Below are 15,587 nucleotides of genomic sequence, written 5' to 3' on the forward strand. Positions count from 1 at the left end.
CCATGCGCCGCCTGCCGCTTGCCTTAACCCTGTTGTGCTGCATGGGCGTCGCCCAGGCCAACTGCTGGCAGTTGGCGGCGAGCCGTTACCACGTTGACCCGCTTCTGCTGTACGCCATCGCCAAGGTCGAGTCCGGCCTCAACCCACACGCGCGTAACGTCAACAGTGACGGCAGCCAGGACATCGGCCTGATGCAAATCAACAGCCGTCACTTGCCTGCGCTCGCGCAATGGGGCATCACCGAACAACACCTGATTACCCAGCCCTGCACCAGCGTGATGGTCGGCGCGTGGATCCTCGCCGGGTTTATCCGCGAACAGGGCTATGGCTGGCAGGCAGTCGGCGCCTACAACGCCGGGGCCAAATCGGATCGCCAGGCGCAGCGCTCGCGCTACGCCCGGGCGGTGTGGCGCTACTACGGTGAGTTACTGCAACAACGCCAACAACTGGCGAGGCAGGCACCATGATCGACGTCGACGCACGCATCATCCGCGACGGCCATTTGCAGTCCCTGCAACTGCACGCCGTGGACCTCTCCCAGGCGCGCCGGCAACTGCAGGCCGAGGGTGTGCAAGTCATCTCGCTCAAAGCCCGCCGCCAACTCAAACTGCCGAGTCGCCGCAGCACGTTCGCCCTTGGCCTGTTTATCCAGGAACTGGTGGTGCTGCTGGACGCCGGACTGGTGCTGGTGGAAGCGGTGGAAACCCTGCGCGACAAGGCGCCGCCGGGCGTCAACCGACAGGTCATGAGCGATCTGCTCGCCTCCATGTATGAAGGCAACTCACTGTCCAAGGCGATGCAGCTCAAGCCACAGACGTTTCCTTCGCTGTTGATCGCCACCGTGGCGTCCTCCGAGCACAGCGGCCAATTGGCCGTGGCCCTGCGCCGCTACCATCATTTCGAAGCGCATTTGGAAACCGTCAAAAAGCGCGTCAGCGGCGCCCTGATGTACCCCTTGGTGGTGCTCAGCGTGGGCGCGTTGATCCTGCTGTTTCTGCTGTTTTTCGTGATCCCGCGCTTCGCCTCGGTATTCGATGCGGTCACCGACCTGCCAGCCACCGCGCGCTTCATGGTGTGGTGGGGCGCGCTGGTGGACGCCCATAGCCTGGAGATGCTGGTCGGCCTGGTGCTGGTCATCGCTGCACTGGTGCTGATGTTTCGCAGCGCCGGGTTCAAGCGTCGCGCAGCGGGCCTGTTCTGGAAAATCCCCAGCCTGGGAGCCCAGCGCACGCTGTTTGTGCTCGCGCGGTTTTATCGCACCGCAGGCATGTTGCTGATGGGCGGAATGCCGGTGGTCACGGCGGTGGAATTGTCCGGCGCGCTACTGCCCGTGGAACGCCAAGGCGCCTTGCGCCAAGCCATGACCGATATCCAGGCCGGCCAACCCCTCTCTACCGCCCTCGCCCGCCATCAACTGACCACCGCCGTCGCCGAACGCCTATTGCGGGTGGGCGAGCAAAGCGGCGAATTGGCGGCCATGTGTGAGCGCATCGCGCAGTTTCACGATGAGGCACTGGAGCGCGCCATTGAACTGTTCAGCAAGGTGTTCGAGCCACTGTTGATGCTGGTGGTGGGCGGGCTGATCGGCTTGATCGTGTTCATGCTGTACATGCCGATTTTCGAACTGGCGGGTTCCATTCAGGGGTAACGCGATGAGTGAGCAGACACTGCAATGGCAAGCGCTTGCGGCACAACGAGGCATCCCCTTGTCCGATTACCTGCGGGAGGTCCTGGAAAAAGCACCCGACCAATTAAGCACTATCGCCCAGCCCCTCGGCCTGCTTGCCATCGCCCCGCAAACCCTCAGTGAAAACTGGCGTTTTGATCTGCTGGCATTGCCTCAGGCACTGATCCATAACGCGCTGCCTGTGGATAACCACGGTGAGCCCTGCCTGGTACTGGGCGACCCGTTCACCCTGGCCAGCCGACACTGGTTGCAGTCCTCCAAAACCTTGCGCCAATTACCCCTCGCCATGAGCCTGCCCGGCGCGGTGAAAGCTCAATTGACTCTGGCCGAAGCCAGCCAACGGGTCATGCAACCCTTCGGCAGCGACGATGAAAGCGCCCGTGTCATCCAGGCCGCCCAGGAAATCTCATTGAGCAGCATCGCCCGCGACGACAACCCGGTGGTGCGCCTGGTCAACTCCATGTTGTTCGATGCGCTGCAAAGCCGCGCCAGTGACATCCATGTGGAAACCACGCCCCAGGGCCTGGTGATCAAATACCGTATCGACGGCGTGTTGCAGCAGATGGGCCAGGCCAGCGGCCTGGACATGGCCGAGCAGGCACTGTCGCGGATCAAGGTGCTGTCGGAGCTGGACATCGGCGAGCGGCGGGTGCCCCAGGACGGACGCTTCAAGATGAAGATCCAGGGCCGCGAGGTGGATTTTCGTGTGTCGATCATGCCCAGCATCCACGGCGAAGATGCGGTGCTGCGGATTCTCGACAAGTCCCAGCGCGGCGAATCCCTGAGCTTGGAAACCCTTGGCCTGAGCGCCGACACCATCGCGCGCATCCGCGTATTGGCCAGCGAACCCTATGGCATGTTGCTGGTGACCGGCCCCACCGGCAGCGGCAAATCCACCACGCTGTACGCCGCCCTGTCAGAGACCAATACCGGCGAGAAAAAGATCATCACCATCGAAGACCCGGTGGAATACGAACTGCCCGGCGTGCTGCAAATTCCGGTCAACGACAAGAAGGGCCTGACCTTCGCCCGTGGCCTGCGCTCGATCCTGCGCCACGACCCGGACACGATTCTGGTGGGGGAAATCCGCGACGGCGAAACCGCCGGTATCGCGGTGCAGGCGGCGCTGACCGGGCACCTGGTGCTGTCGTCGGTGCACGCCAACAGCGCGTTCAGTGTGCTGGAGCGCTTTACCTATATGGACGTGGACCCGGCCAGTTTTGTCGAAGCCCTCAACGGCGTGGTCGCCCAGCGCCTGGTGCGGCGCATCTGCCCGGACTGCGGCGTCGACGCCGAGCCCGACCCCGATATTGTCCGCCTCGCCCAACTGCCTGACGCCCAACTCAGACAGGGCCACTACCGTGTGGGCACAGGCTGCGAGACCTGTCGCCACACCGGCTATCGCGGCCGGCTCGCCCTAGCTGAAGTGCTGACGCTGACCGACAGCATCAAGGAGGGCCTGCTCAACCGCAATTCGGCCTCCAGCCTGCGTGAACTGGCGCGTGAAGCCGGCCACGTATTTATCCGCGATATCGCCCTGGCCCATGCCGCCCAGGGCGATACCACGCTCAAGGAGATCCACCGTGTCATTTCCCTTTATTGAGCATGTGGTGTGGCTGCACAGCACCGGTGCCGAGTGGGCCGCGCGCCCGCGCTGGCGCGGTGCGCCGGTGTGGCGCGCGCAACATGAAGGCGTGCCCTTGGCCGCCTGCGCCGAGCTGTTGGAACAGGCGCCGCGCGGCCGCGTAGGGTTCCTGGACCGCGCCACGGTGCTGCTGGGATTTCCCCATGTGCATTACCTGATGCTGGGGTGGCAAACCGGGTTGTACAGCGCAGACGATTGGCAAGGATTCGCCGAGGCCACGTTCAGCCAACAAGCCGGCATCGACCCTGAGCAGTGGCAGATACACGTGGCGGACAGCGCCTTCGGCCATGAACGCCTGGCGGTCGCGATGCATCGGGAGCTGCTGCACGACCTGCGTGAGCTATTCAAGCTGCGTCGCCTGCCGCTGGTGACGTGTATGCCATTGCTGACAGCGGTGGCGCAGCGGTATTGGCGGCACTTACCCGCCGACTGTGTGCTGGTGGTGCCCGAAACCGAAAGCCTCAGTTGCCTCTATCGACAACAGGGTGTGATCGATCAGGTCTGCGTCATACCCACCCCACGCGGCAGCACCTTGAGCGACAACCTGTTCACCGCCGACCTGCTGGTGGAGCGGCATGCCGCTGCCACCTTGGTGGTCACCAACACCCCGGCGGAAAACCGGTTGGGGCCGGTGCACCCCTGGCTGGAGGAGTCGTCTGCATGAAATCCAGGCTCGCGACTGTCTGGCAGCACCTGCGTACGCCTCAAGGGCCACACGTGGATTTCCTACGCGCCAGCGCCACCCGCCGGCCGTGGGTGACTGTCCTATGGCTGGGCGCGGCCGCCCTGCTGTTCAACACCTGGCAGCACTGGCAACGCATGGAGCAACAGCAACAACAGACCGACGCATTGGAGCAGCACTTCATCCAGCTGACTCGCCGTCAGGAGCAGTTGATACAGGCCGCCATTCGCCTGTCGCCCACGCAAAAACAGCAGCTGTCCACCTTCGCCCAACAAAAGGCCACCCCCTTCGCACTGATGGATGCCGTGGCTCAGGCCTGGTCCCGAGACATCGCCTTGACCCGCGTCGAGATCAACACACAGGCCCAACTGATTCATCTGGACCTGGAAGCCAAAGTGCTGGGCGACGCCTTTCGATTTGCCGAGCGACTCAAGGCGCAACCCGGTGTACAGGTGAACCTGCAACAAAGCGCCCGCAAGGCCAACGACCCGCAACACCCGGTGCAGGTCAAACTCACCGTTGGCGCGGGGTAATGCCCATGCATGCCCTTACTCGCCACCTGCCGCGCCTGCGCTGGCAACTGACCCAGTGGCAACAGCGCCTGGGATTTTGGGGCCTGCTGGCGGTGGGGGCCATGATGGCGGCGCTGGTGATCGAAGTGACGGTGATCTACCCGGCAGGCATCAGCGACAACCTGCGCCGCCAGGAACTGCAGGCCGGCATCGATGAACAGCCTCAGGATGTGCAAGTCACCGAACCGGCGGTGGTCGAGCGCTTACCCAGCGCGCAGGACTTTGCCCCCCGCCTGGAAACGCTGCTGGGTGTGCTCAGCCGCTACGGCTTTGCCATCGAACAGACCACGCTGGCCTACTCCGCGCCCGGCGACACAGGGCTGCAACGGCTGGACGTGGAGATCCCGCTCTCCGGCCCCTACGCCTTATTGCGCAATGCCCTGGTCGACCTCTCGAACGAGCCCGCCGTGCGCATCGAGCGCGTGACCCTGGAACGCAAAGACATCAGCAGCGGCATGCTGGACATCAACCTCAAGGTCAGTGTGCTGGGGGTGGTGGAATGAAGCTGCCACTGTATTTGCGCGTGCTCCTGTTATTGACCCTGATCAGCTTTGGCTGGCTGTTCTGGCAGGACACGGTGGACAGCCCTGCCCCTGCATCGTCACCCGTGACGACGACGCCGCAGATCAAACCCACAGCGCCAGGGTCACCCTCAGCGCCAACCTTGGCTGAGACGGTCGACCTGTTCCCCACCCAAACCTGGACACCTGCGCCGCCCCCCATTCCAGTCGACACCGCACCGCCCAAACCACCTGCGCTGCCCTTCAGCGTGAGCGCGCAGTGGCGTTATGAGAACCAATCGAAAATCGTCGTGCTGCGCGGTAACGATCGCCAATACACGCTGTGCAACCGCTGCTCGGTGCCGGGGCGCATCGTGCCCGGCAAGATGCTCGACTCGCACTACCGACTGGACAAGCTGACCGACACGACCGTGGTGCTGACCTACATGCCGCTCAAGCATGTCAGCACCTTGCGGCTTGACACTCACTGACCAGGGCGGGACACGATCATGGCGATACGTACATGGATTTATTTGAGCCTGACCCTGGCTCTGCTCAGCGCGTGCCAGACCCAACGCGCAATCAAAGAAAGCGATGAGTTGCGCCAAAAGGGCGACATCATCCGCTCGGTGGAAGTGCTCCAAGCCGAAGCCAAACAAGACCCGGACGACGTGCAACTGCGCACCGCCAATTTCAGCAAACTGGAGTTGCTGGTGGCGCAATACAGCCGCGAGGCCAGTACCGCACTGATGCGTGGTGACGACGCGGCCGCCATCCGCGCCCTGGAAACCATCCTCAAATACGACCCCAGCAACCTCGGCGCACGCCAGGAAATCCAGAGCATCCAGGCGATGAAACAACTGCGCCCACAACTGGCGCAGGCCTACGAAATGAAACGCGCAAACCCAGTGGAGGCGCTCAACCTGGTGCGCCGGATCATCGCGCAAAAGCCCAACTACCGAGAGGCCCTGGACTTTCGCAATGCCCTGACCCGCGAGCTGGTCAGCGCCGACTACCTCAGCGCCGACCTTTCCGAGGCCATGCGCAAACCCCTGAGCCTGGAGTTCAGCGCCCAGAGCCTGACCACGATTTTCGAGACCATCGCGCGACTCTCGGGGGTCAACTTCGTCATCGACAAAGACGTCAATCCCAGCGCCTCGGCAAGCATGACCGCCAGCAGAACCACCGCCGAAGATGCGCTGAACCTGCTGCTGACCACCCAAGGGCTGGACAAGAAAATCCTTAACGCCAACACCATCCTGGTTTACCCCCGCCGCCCGGACAAAGAACGTGAATACCGTGAGTTGGCCGTCCGCACCTTCTACCTCAGCCATGGCGACCCCAAGGTCATCGCTGCCGAGATCAAGCAGGTGCTCAAGCCCAAGGAGGTGTTGGTAGACGAGCGCCTGAATGCGGTGATTGTGCGCGATGGGTTGGACACCCTCAGCGCCGTGGAAAAACTGGTGGAGGCCATCGACATTGCGCAGTCGGAAGTGACCATCGATATCCAGGTGCTGGAGGTCAGCCTGACCGACGAATTGAACCTGGGCATCCAGTACCCGGAAGGTATCGGCTTGTCGGTAGGCAACCTGGCCAACGTGCCCGCCGGGCTTGCGGGTATCCCCATCAGCGCGTTGCGCGGGATCAACGGTGACAACATCCTGCTGGATTCGGGCAGCACATCGGCGCGTATCAATATGCTGCAGCGCAGCGGCAACACCGTGACCCTGGCCAACCCCAGGGTGCGGGTGCGCAATCGTGAAGAAGCCCAGGTGAATATCGGCGACAAGATCCCGGTGGTGACCACCACTACCGCCAACCAAATCACCACCTCATCGGTGTCTTATCAGGACGTGGGGCTGCAGATCTCCGTCAAGCCCAATATCAGCCTGAGCGATGAGGTGAACCTGGAGCTGAACGTGGAAATGAGCCACATCACCAAGCGCATTCCCGGCTCGGAAAACGTGCCAGCCACCTTCGAACTGGGTTCACGTTCCACCAAGACCCTGCTGACCGCGCGCAACAACGAAACCCAGATCGTCTCGGGGCTGATACGCACCTCGGATATCGACGAAGGCTCGGGGCTGCCGTGGTTGAGCCAGATCCCGTGGATCGGCAAGAAGCTGTTCGGCACTAACCAGAACACGCAGCAGAAAACCGAGATCATCCTGCTGCTGACGCCGAGGATCGAACGCAACCTCGACCTGCCGATTTCCCAGATCAGCACCTTTCACAGCGGCACCGAAGCGCGCAGCTCAACCCAGGGCATGATCCTGCGCGACACCACCGACAAAATGATCCTCAAGCCGATGGGCGGCGACCCTACACCGGCCCTGCCACCGCCGATGCAACAGCCGGATGCCACCTGGCAGCCGCTGCCGCCACCGCTGCCGGAGCTGGTGCCGAAACCCGCGCCAGCCGCCCCTTAACCTCAGACCCTGATGGAGATAAAAATGTGGGAGGGGGCTTGCCCCCGATTGCGGTGGATCAATCAGCTCATCTGTAACTGAACCACTGCCATCGGGGGCAAGCCCCCTCCCACATTTGTTTTGCAGTGTTGGTGGGTTAGCGCACGACGCCTTCTTCTATGAGCAACTTGAGAATGGCTTGGGCGCCTTCCTCGGCGCTGACACCTTTGAGCACTTGCCCACCGCCACCACTGGCCTTGGCCGTAGCGGCTTTCATGCGGTCGGCGCCGCTTTTGGCTTTGATCACCTTGAGGCGTTTGGGACGAGGCTTGGCCGGTTGCAGCACCGCGCCTGTGAATAACTCATCGGCTTCAACTTCAACCTCATGGGCTGCCAACTCACCGCGTTGCGCCGGGCCATAGGCGCTCTGCCGAGGCTTGGGCGCGGCGTTATCCACAGTCGCCAAAAACGGCAAGCGCACCTTCAAGCGCCGCCGCTGCCCACGCGGCAAGGCTTGCAGCACATGAGCAACGCCGCCTTCGATGGACTCCACCTGAGCCAACCCGACAACCAGCGGCCAGCCCAATTGCTCGGCCAGCAGAAACGGCAGCATGCCCGAGCCTTCACCGGTTTCGGCCTGGCTGCCGGTGAGCACCACCTGGGCGCCTGCCTCGCGCAGATAATCACTGAGTACCGGCAAGGCATCGGCACCCTCCGGTTGTTCGAGTACATGCAGTTGCGGCAAGCCCATGCCCAAGTAGCTGCGCAAGGTGGGTTCGGCGATATTGCCCGCGTGCAGCACCTGCAACTTATCCCCAGCCATTTGCAGGCCGAGTTCAACGGCTCGCGCATCCTGCTCTGCCCGGCGCGGGCGCCCGGAGGTGGGGTGTGCGCCGATGGACACTAGGCTGATTACATTCGTGGTCATAGTCATGTCCTCAAGCCGCATCGCGCTTGGCGCCGTTGCGGTAGGCCTCGACCGCATCGATCAAGGCTTGCAGTATCGCGGCGCTTTCGCCGATCACCGACAGGTCGGCACGCTTGATCATGTCGCAACCCGGATCGAGATTGATCGCCACCACCTTGTCGCAGGCGCCGATGCCTTGCAGGTGCTGGATAGCCCCGGAAATCCCCACGGCCACATACACCCGTGCGGTGACCCAGGTGCCGCTGGCGCCGACCTGGCGATCGCGGGCCATAAAGCCGTCGTCCACAGCCACACGCGACGCGCCTTCGGTGGCGCCCAGGGCAGCAGCGGTCTGGTGGAACAGGTTCCAATCCTTCACGCCGTTGCCGCCAGAGAAAATAAACTCGGCCTCGGCCATGGGGATCGCCGCCGGGTCCACTGCCACCGCGCCGAGGTCTTCGATGCGCGGCAGGCTGCGTGCCAGGGTTGTGGATAACTCCACGGGCAAGACTTCATGACGTGTGTCGCTGACCGGATCGGCACATTCGACGGCGGCGAGGATCAGGCGCGGAAGTGGCCGCGCCAGGTCTTCCTGGCCAGCGCCGGCGCGGCCGATGCACGCGTCGCCCTTGATCTGCCACACCCGCGTGGCCGGGCGCTCCTTGAGGCTCGCGGCAAACCGCCGACCCAGCTCACCACCGCCGCTGCGGCTGTCGGGCAGCAACCAATGGCGTGGGTTGAACTGGTTATCCACAGCCCGCAAACCCTGCACGCGTTGTTCCGGTGAATAACCGTCGAATTCGTGGCCGTCCAGCACCAGCAGACGGTCGACACCGGCCGTGGCGAACGCGTTTTCCTTATGCTCGCCAAACACCACCGCCAACACCGCACCGTCGCTGCCGGCAAGTTGCCGAGCCAGGCCGAGCAGGTCGCGGTCGTGGCTGCTCAAGCGGCCGCCGACCATGTCCGGCACCACGTTGATATAGAACGCCGGCGCAGGCACCTGATGCAGCGGCAACTGCACTTCAATCGCCGCCGTACGCTTGGTCACGCCACCCTGCTGGGCGCCGCTGCGGTCGATGCGCTTGATGCCGTTGGGGCCGATAAAACCGACGCCATGTACGTTTTTGCGGATAACGCCGTTCGGCCCCATCCAGCTGTGTTGTACCGGCTGCATCGCCGCATGCAACGGGTGCAGGCGGTTACGGGCGATCCATTCGGCCCGTGGGTCGCGGCGGATAATGTCGCTCATCAGTGCACCTCCGCAGGTTCACGTTTGATGGGAGCTTTGGCTGGCGATGCCTCGTCAAGCAACGCATCGGCCACCAGCTCGGCGATATCCTTGATCAACGGACGCGGCTCGACCACACCTTCAAGCATCGCAGTGCATTGTGGACAGCCCACCGCCACCAGCTCGGCGCCGGTTTCGCGGATGTCGTCCATGCGCATGTCGGGGATACGTTGCTTACCGGGGATGTCGGTGATCGGCGCGCCGCCGCCACCGCCGCAGCAACGCGAGCGGAAGCCCGAACGTTGCATCTCCTTGACCTCAATCCCCAGCGCCCGCAGCACTTCGCGCGGCGCCTCGTATTCGCCGTTATAGCGGCCCAGGTAACAAGGGTCGTGGTAGGTCACGCTGTTGCCTTTATGCTGGCCCAGGTTCAGCGCGCCCTCGCCGATCAGCTCGGCCATGAAAGTGCTGTGGTGCTGTACGCGGTAGTTGCCGTTGAAGGCGCCGTACTCGTTTTTCAGCACATGGAAACTGTGCGGATCGCAGGTGACGATACGCTTGAAGCTGTACTTGGCCAGAGTCTGGATATTGCGCGTAGCCAGCAGTTGGAACGTCGCCTCATCGCCCAGGCGACGGGCAACGTCGCCACTGTCGCGCTCTTCCAGGCCGAGCACGGCGAAGTCGACCTTGGCGGCTTTAAGCACTTTGACGAACGCACGCAAGGTGCGTTGGTTGCGCATGTCGAAGGCGCCATCACCGACCCAGAACAGCACGTCAACGCTGCTTTTGTCGCTGAGCAACGGCAGGTTCAAATCCGCCGCCCAGTTCAGGCGACCGCCCGGTGCGAAACCGCCGGGGTTGTCGGTGGCGATCAGGTTTTCCAGGACTTCGGCGCCTTTGTTCGGCGTGGCGCCTTTTTCCAGGGTGAGGTGGCGGCGCATGTCGACGATGGCGTCCACGTGCTCGATCATCATCGGGCACTCTTCCACGCAGGCGCGGCAGGTGGTGCAGGACCACAGGGTTTCGGCGTCCACCAGGCCGTTGACGATCGGTTGATGCGGATTGCCGCTGTGTTCGCCAATGGCTTTGCCTGGGTATGGGCTGCCGGCGAATTTGGCATCGGTGCCGCCGGCCAGGCCGACCACCATATCCTGAATCAGCTTTTTCGGGTTCAACGGCTGGCCGGCGGCAAAGGCCGGGCACGCCGCTTCGCACTTGCCGCACTGCACGCAGGCGTCGAAGCCGAGCAGTTGGTTCCAGGTGAAATCCTTGGGTTTCTCCACGCCCAACGGCGCGGTTTTATCGCTGAGGTCCAGCGGCTTCAAACCGGTGGAACGACCACCGCCAAAACGTTCAGCGCGACGGTGCCAGGCCAGGTGCAGGGCACCGGCGAAGGCGTGTTTCATCGGGCCGCCCCAGGTCATGCCAAAGAACATTTCGGACACGCCCCACAGCACACCCACACTCAAGAGCGCAGCCAGCAACCAACCGCCGAAGTCCGCCGGCAGAATCCCGGCCACGGGCAAGGTCACCAGGAAGAAGCTCACCGAGAACGCCATCAGGCTTTTCGGCAGGCGCATCCATGGGCCTTTGGACAGGCGTGCCGGCGGGTTGCGCCGACGCAGGTAAACGAAGGTGGCGCCGACAAACATCAACACCGAGGCCAACAGCAAGGCGTAGCCGAGGATACGGTTTTGCAGGCCGAAGCCATGCACCAGAATCGCCAGCAGTGCCGACAGCACAAAGCCCAGGGCCGTGGCGACGTGGGTGTTGGCGATGTATTTGTCGCGGGCGACCACGTGGTGCAGGTCGACCATGTAGCGCTTGGGCATGGCCAGCAGGCCGCCCAGCAGGTCGACCTTGGACGCGCGGCCACGGCGCCACATGTTGACCCGGCGCAGGGCGCCGAGGACGGCAAGGCCCAGGGCGGCGAACAAGAGAATAGGCAGCAAGGTGTTCAACATGGTGAAGCTCCCACAGACCACACAAATCTAATGCGAAACTGACCCGAATGTGGGAGGGGGCTTGCCCCCGATGGCGGACTGTCAGTCGGTACAGTTGTCGCTGACCCACCGCTATCGGGGGCAAGCCCCCTCCCACATTTTTGGCCCTGTGGTGTCAGAAATCCTTGCACAGGCGCAGGGCGTCATAGATGGCAGCGTGGGTATTTCGCTGGGCCACACAGTCACCGATGCGGAACAGCAAGTACCCCTCGCCCGCCTCGCTCAGGCACGGCTGCGGCTTGATCGCGAACAGGGCTTCAACGTCAATCTGACCCTTGTTGCGCGAACCTTCCTTGAGCCCGTAGTAGATGGCTTCATCCGGACGCACGCCGTTCTCGACCACCACTTGGTCCACTACCCGCTCTTCTTTGGCGCCGGTGTATTCGTTCTCCAGCACCGCCACCAGCTTGTCGCCTTCGCGGTAGACCTTTTCCAGCATCATGTCGCCGGTCATGATCACTTCTTTCGGGTACATGCTGCGGTAGTAGGTCGGGAACGACGTACCGCCAATCGCCACGCCCGGCTTGATGTCGTCGGTGACGATTTCCACCTGGCTGCCTTTGTCGGCCAGGAAGTCAGCCACCGACATGCCGGTGAATTCGCAGATGGTGTCGTAGACCAGCACGTTCTTGCCCGGCGCGACTTTGCCGTCGAGCACGTCCCAGCTGCTCACCACCAGGCCTTCAGCCGCGCCCCAATGTTCGTTCTGCTCGATGTTCGGATGCCCGCCGACCGCCAGCACCACCACGTCTGGACGCAGGTCCAGGATGGTCTCGGCATCGGCCGCCACGCCCAGGCGCAGGTCGACTTTCAAGCGCGCCAGTTCCAGTTGGAACCAGCGCGTGATCCCCGCGATCTGGTCGCGTTGCGGAGCCTTGGAAGCAGTGGTGATTTGCCCGCCGATAAATTCTTTCTTCTCGAACAGGGTTACGTCGTGGCCACGTTCGGCTGCTACACGCGCAGCTTCCATCCCTGCTGGGCCGGCGCCGACTACGACGACCTTGCGTTTCGGTCCGGTGGATTTCTCGATGATGTGCGGCACGCCCATGTATTCACGGGACGTCGCGGCGTTCTGGATGCACAGCACATCCAGGCCCTGGTACTGGCGGTCGATGCAATAGTTGGCGCCGACGCACTGTTTGATCTGGTCGATCTGGCCCATCTTGATCTTGGCGATCAAGTGCGGGTCAGCGATGTGTGCACGGGTCATGCCGACCATGTCCACATAGCCGCCTTCAAGGATGCGCGTGGCCTGGTTCGGGTCTTTGATGTTCTGTGCGTGCAGCACTGGGACCTTGACCACTTCCTTGATACCGGCCGCCAGGTGCAGGAACGGCTCCGGCGGGTAGCTCATGTTCGGGATTACGTTGGCCAGGGTGTTGTGGGTGTCGCAACCCGAGCCGACGACGCCGATGAAATCGAGCATGCCGGTGTCGTCGTAATACTTGGCGATCTGCTTCATGTCCTCGTGGGACAGGCCGTCCGGGTGGAACTCGTCACCGCACAGGCGCATGCCCACGCAGAAGTCATCACCGACTTCCGCGCGTACGGCTTTCAACACTTCTAGGCCGAACTTCATGCGGCCTTCGAAGGTGCCGCCCCATTCGTCGGTACGCTTGTTGACCCGCGGGCTCCAGAACTGGTCGATCATGTGCTGGTGCACTGCCGACAGTTCCACACCGTCAAGGCCACCGGCCTTGGCACGCTTGGCGGCACTGGCGTAGTTGCCGATCACGCGCCAGATCTCTTCCGGCTCGATGGTCTTGCAGGTCGCGCGGTGCACCGGCTCACGTACACCGGACGGCGACATCAGGGTCGGCCAGTTAAAGCCGTCCCAACGCGAGCGACGGCCCATGTGGGTAATCTGGATCATGATTTTGGCGCCATGCTTGTGCATGGCGTCGGCCAGGTTCTGGAAGTGCGGGATGATGCGGTCGGTGGACAGGTTCACCGAACTCCACCATTCCTGGGGGCTATCGATGGCGACCACCGAGGAACCGCCGCAGATCGCCAGGCCAATACCGCCCTTGGCTTTCTCTTCGTAGTACTTCACATAGCGATCGGTGGTCATGCCGCCGTCGGTGGCATACACCTCGGCGTGGGCGGTACTGAGCACGCGGTTGCGGATGGTCAGTTTGCCGATCTGGATCGGCTGGAACATTGCTTCGAAAGCCATGGCACGGTCCTCGGCTTACAACGGCTTGACGGTGAACAAGCCGTCATCGTGGCCCTCTTCGGAGCCTCCGTAGACTTGTTCGGCCACAGTGCGGATCTTGCTGCCACGGGCCTCAAGAATCTGGTCCATCGCGCCGGCAAACCAGCCGGTGAACATGTAGTCCACTTTGCGCCCGACCTTGCCGTACACGTAGACAAATGCCGAATGTTCGAGCTTGACGCTGGCGGTGCCTTTATCCAGGTCGATGTCCTGGATTTTGAACAGGCCCCAGCCGCGTTGCGACAGGCGCTTCATGTAGTGTTCAAACACCGCGACGCCTTCCAGGCCGTGGCATTCAGCTTCTTTTTCACACCAGTGCCAAGCGGATTTGTAGCCTGCTTTGTAGAGGATTTCGGCGTAGGCGTCAGCGCCCAGGACTTCTTCGATGCCCATGTGGTTGTTGACGAAGAAATGGCGCGGCACGTACAGCATCGGCAGGGCGTCGGAGGTCCAGACACCGGTTTCGCTGTCGACTTCGATAGGCAATTGAGGGGCGATCTTGGCCATGGAAACTTAACTCCAGAAAATTCGTTTGTATGCCCTCGGCGCCGGATGGCCGAGGGTAAAGAAGTGTCAGCGGTGGCTTATTCGCCCCAGACGTCCTTGAGCACGTTGACCCAGTTCTCGCCCATGATCTTGCGCACCACGCGCTCGCTGTGGCCGCGCTTGAGCAGGGTTTCGGTGAGGTTGGGGAACTCGCCCACGGTGCGGATGCCCAGCGGGTTGATGATCTTGCCGAAGCTAGTCAGGCGGCGGGCGTAGCCCTTGTCATGGGTCAGCATTTCGAAGAAATCCTGGCCATGGCCCTGGGTGAAGTCGGTGCCGATGCCAATGGCGTCTTCGCCGACGATGTTCATGGTGTATTCGATGGCTTCGGCGTAGTCGTCGATGGTCGAATCGATGCCCTTGGCGAGGAACGGCGCGAACATGGTCACGCCGACAAAGCCGCCGTGGTCGGCGATGAACTTCAGCTCTGCATCGGACTTGTTGCGCGGGTGCTCTTTAAGACCGGAAGGCAAGCAGTGGGAGTAGCACACCGGCTTTTTCGATTCGAGGATGACTTCTTCGGAGGTTTTGGAGCCGACGTGGGACAGGTCGCACATGATGCCGACGCGGTTCATCTCGCCGACGATCTCGCGCCCGAAGCCCGACAGGCCGCCGTCACGCTCGTAGCAACCGGTGCCGACCAGGTTCTGGGTGTTGTAGCACATCTGCACCACACCAACGCCGAGCTGCTTGAAGATCTCGACGTAGCCGAGTTGGTCTTCAAACGCGTGGGCATTCTGGAAGCCGAAAATGATGCCGGTCTTACCCAGTTCCTTGGCGCGACGGATGTCGGCGGTGGTTTTCACCGGGATCACCAGGTCACTGTTCTCGCGGATCAGGGTCTGGCTCGCGACGATGTTATTGATGGTGGCCTGAAACCCTTCCCACACCGACACGGTGCAGTTGGCGGCGGTGAGGCCACCTTTGCGCATGTCCTCGAACAGGTCGCGGTTCCACTTGGCAATAATCAGCCCGTCGATAACGATGCTGTCGGCGTGCAATTCGGCTGGGCTCATCAGGCGTCCCCTTATTGGCGATTCATGCGCCGAATCGTCTGCCGGCGCTTTGGGGCCAGCATATGCCCAGGGGCAACCTGAGCCGGGTGCAAAAACGACAGGGGAATTGCCGAAAGCGTCAATCCGCGACAAAGGCCTACATGACAGCTCTGACTGGCGACTGTTCTTTGTCTTA

At 62.5% G+C, this 15,587-nt stretch carries 14 protein-coding genes; 8 read left to right on the forward strand and 6 right to left on the reverse strand.

What is annotated here, in order from left to right; all coding sequences use genetic code 11:
* The first annotated feature begins 2 nt into the window (after positions 1 to 2).
* Genes AOA61_RS09560 through AOA61_RS09595 form a run of 8 tightly spaced genes read left to right on the forward strand, consistent with a single transcriptional unit; the run spans position 3 to position 7,515 of the window.
* Positions 3 to 467, forward strand: coding sequence for a transglycosylase SLT domain-containing protein (locus tag AOA61_RS09560; RefSeq protein ID WP_032883995.1), 465 nt, complete (start codon positions 3 to 5; stop codon positions 465 to 467).
* Positions 464 to 1,648: a type II secretion system F family protein gene (locus AOA61_RS09565; RefSeq protein WP_032883996.1), complete on the forward strand. Its 1,185-nt coding sequence runs from the start codon at positions 464 to 466 to the stop codon at positions 1,646 to 1,648. Before AOA61_RS09560 ends, AOA61_RS09565 begins: the two co-directional genes overlap by 4 nt.
* Positions 1,649 to 1,652: 4 nt before the next feature.
* Positions 1,653 to 3,290, forward strand: coding sequence for a GspE/PulE family protein (locus AOA61_RS09570; protein WP_032883997.1), 1,638 nt, complete (start codon positions 1,653 to 1,655; stop codon positions 3,288 to 3,290).
* Positions 3,271 to 3,996 (forward strand): hypothetical protein, encoded by a 726-nt coding sequence (locus AOA61_RS09575; RefSeq protein WP_095185083.1) that lies wholly within the window; start codon positions 3,271 to 3,273, stop codon positions 3,994 to 3,996. The genes AOA61_RS09570 and AOA61_RS09575 overlap by 20 nt, the downstream gene beginning before the upstream one ends.
* Positions 3,993 to 4,547: a hypothetical protein gene (locus AOA61_RS09580; protein WP_095185084.1), complete on the forward strand. Its 555-nt coding sequence runs from the start codon at positions 3,993 to 3,995 to the stop codon at positions 4,545 to 4,547. Before AOA61_RS09575 ends, AOA61_RS09580 begins: the two co-directional genes overlap by 4 nt.
* Before the next feature lie 5 nt (positions 4,548 to 4,552).
* Positions 4,553 to 5,089 (forward strand): hypothetical protein, encoded by a 537-nt coding sequence (locus AOA61_RS09585; protein WP_032884514.1) that lies wholly within the window; start codon positions 4,553 to 4,555, stop codon positions 5,087 to 5,089.
* Positions 5,086 to 5,577: a hypothetical protein gene (locus AOA61_RS09590; RefSeq protein WP_099601663.1), complete on the forward strand. Its 492-nt coding sequence runs from the start codon at positions 5,086 to 5,088 to the stop codon at positions 5,575 to 5,577. The genes AOA61_RS09585 and AOA61_RS09590 overlap by 4 nt, the downstream gene beginning before the upstream one ends.
* A gap of 18 nt (positions 5,578 to 5,595) precedes the next feature.
* Positions 5,596 to 7,515, forward strand: coding sequence for a secretin N-terminal domain-containing protein (locus tag AOA61_RS09595; RefSeq protein WP_099601664.1), 1,920 nt, complete (start codon positions 5,596 to 5,598; stop codon positions 7,513 to 7,515).
* A 136-nt stretch (positions 7,516 to 7,651) separates the two neighbouring features.
* Here AOA61_RS09595 and AOA61_RS09600 read toward each other — a convergent pair whose 3' ends face one another.
* From AOA61_RS09600 to AOA61_RS09625, 6 genes are all read right to left on the reverse strand, one after another.
* Positions 7,652 to 8,422, reverse strand: coding sequence for an electron transfer flavoprotein subunit beta (locus tag AOA61_RS09600; RefSeq protein WP_032884002.1), 771 nt, complete (start codon positions 8,420 to 8,422; stop codon positions 7,652 to 7,654).
* A gap of 10 nt (positions 8,423 to 8,432) precedes the next feature.
* Positions 8,433 to 9,653 (reverse strand): electron transfer flavoprotein subunit alpha/FixB family protein, encoded by a 1,221-nt coding sequence (locus AOA61_RS09605; RefSeq protein WP_032884004.1) that lies wholly within the window; start codon positions 9,651 to 9,653, stop codon positions 8,433 to 8,435.
* Positions 9,653 to 11,596 (reverse strand): dimethylglycine demethylation protein DgcB, encoded by a 1,944-nt coding sequence (gene dgcB, locus AOA61_RS09610; RefSeq protein ID WP_099601665.1) that lies wholly within the window; start codon positions 11,594 to 11,596, stop codon positions 9,653 to 9,655. The genes AOA61_RS09605 and dgcB overlap by 1 nt, the downstream gene beginning before the upstream one ends.
* A 154-nt stretch (positions 11,597 to 11,750) precedes the next feature.
* Positions 11,751 to 13,811 carry a dimethylglycine demethylation protein DgcA gene (dgcA, locus tag AOA61_RS09615; protein WP_099601666.1) on the reverse strand — a complete coding sequence of 687 codons (2,061 nt, stop codon included), beginning with the start codon at positions 13,809 to 13,811 and terminating at the stop codon, positions 11,751 to 11,753.
* A 15-nt stretch (positions 13,812 to 13,826) separates the two neighbouring features.
* Positions 13,827 to 14,357 carry a DUF5943 domain-containing protein gene (locus tag AOA61_RS09620; protein ID WP_005792152.1) on the reverse strand — a complete coding sequence of 177 codons (531 nt, stop codon included), beginning with the start codon at positions 14,355 to 14,357 and terminating at the stop codon, positions 13,827 to 13,829.
* A 77-nt stretch (positions 14,358 to 14,434) separates the two neighbouring features.
* Positions 14,435 to 15,412: a dipeptidase gene (locus AOA61_RS09625; RefSeq protein WP_032884008.1), complete on the reverse strand. Its 978-nt coding sequence runs from the start codon at positions 15,410 to 15,412 to the stop codon at positions 14,435 to 14,437.
* Between the last annotated feature and the right edge of the window lie 175 nt (positions 15,413 to 15,587).

This window comes from Pseudomonas sp. 2995-1, from assembly GCF_002742505.1.
Lineage (GTDB): Bacteria > Pseudomonadota > Gammaproteobacteria > Pseudomonadales > Pseudomonadaceae > Aquipseudomonas > Aquipseudomonas sivasensis.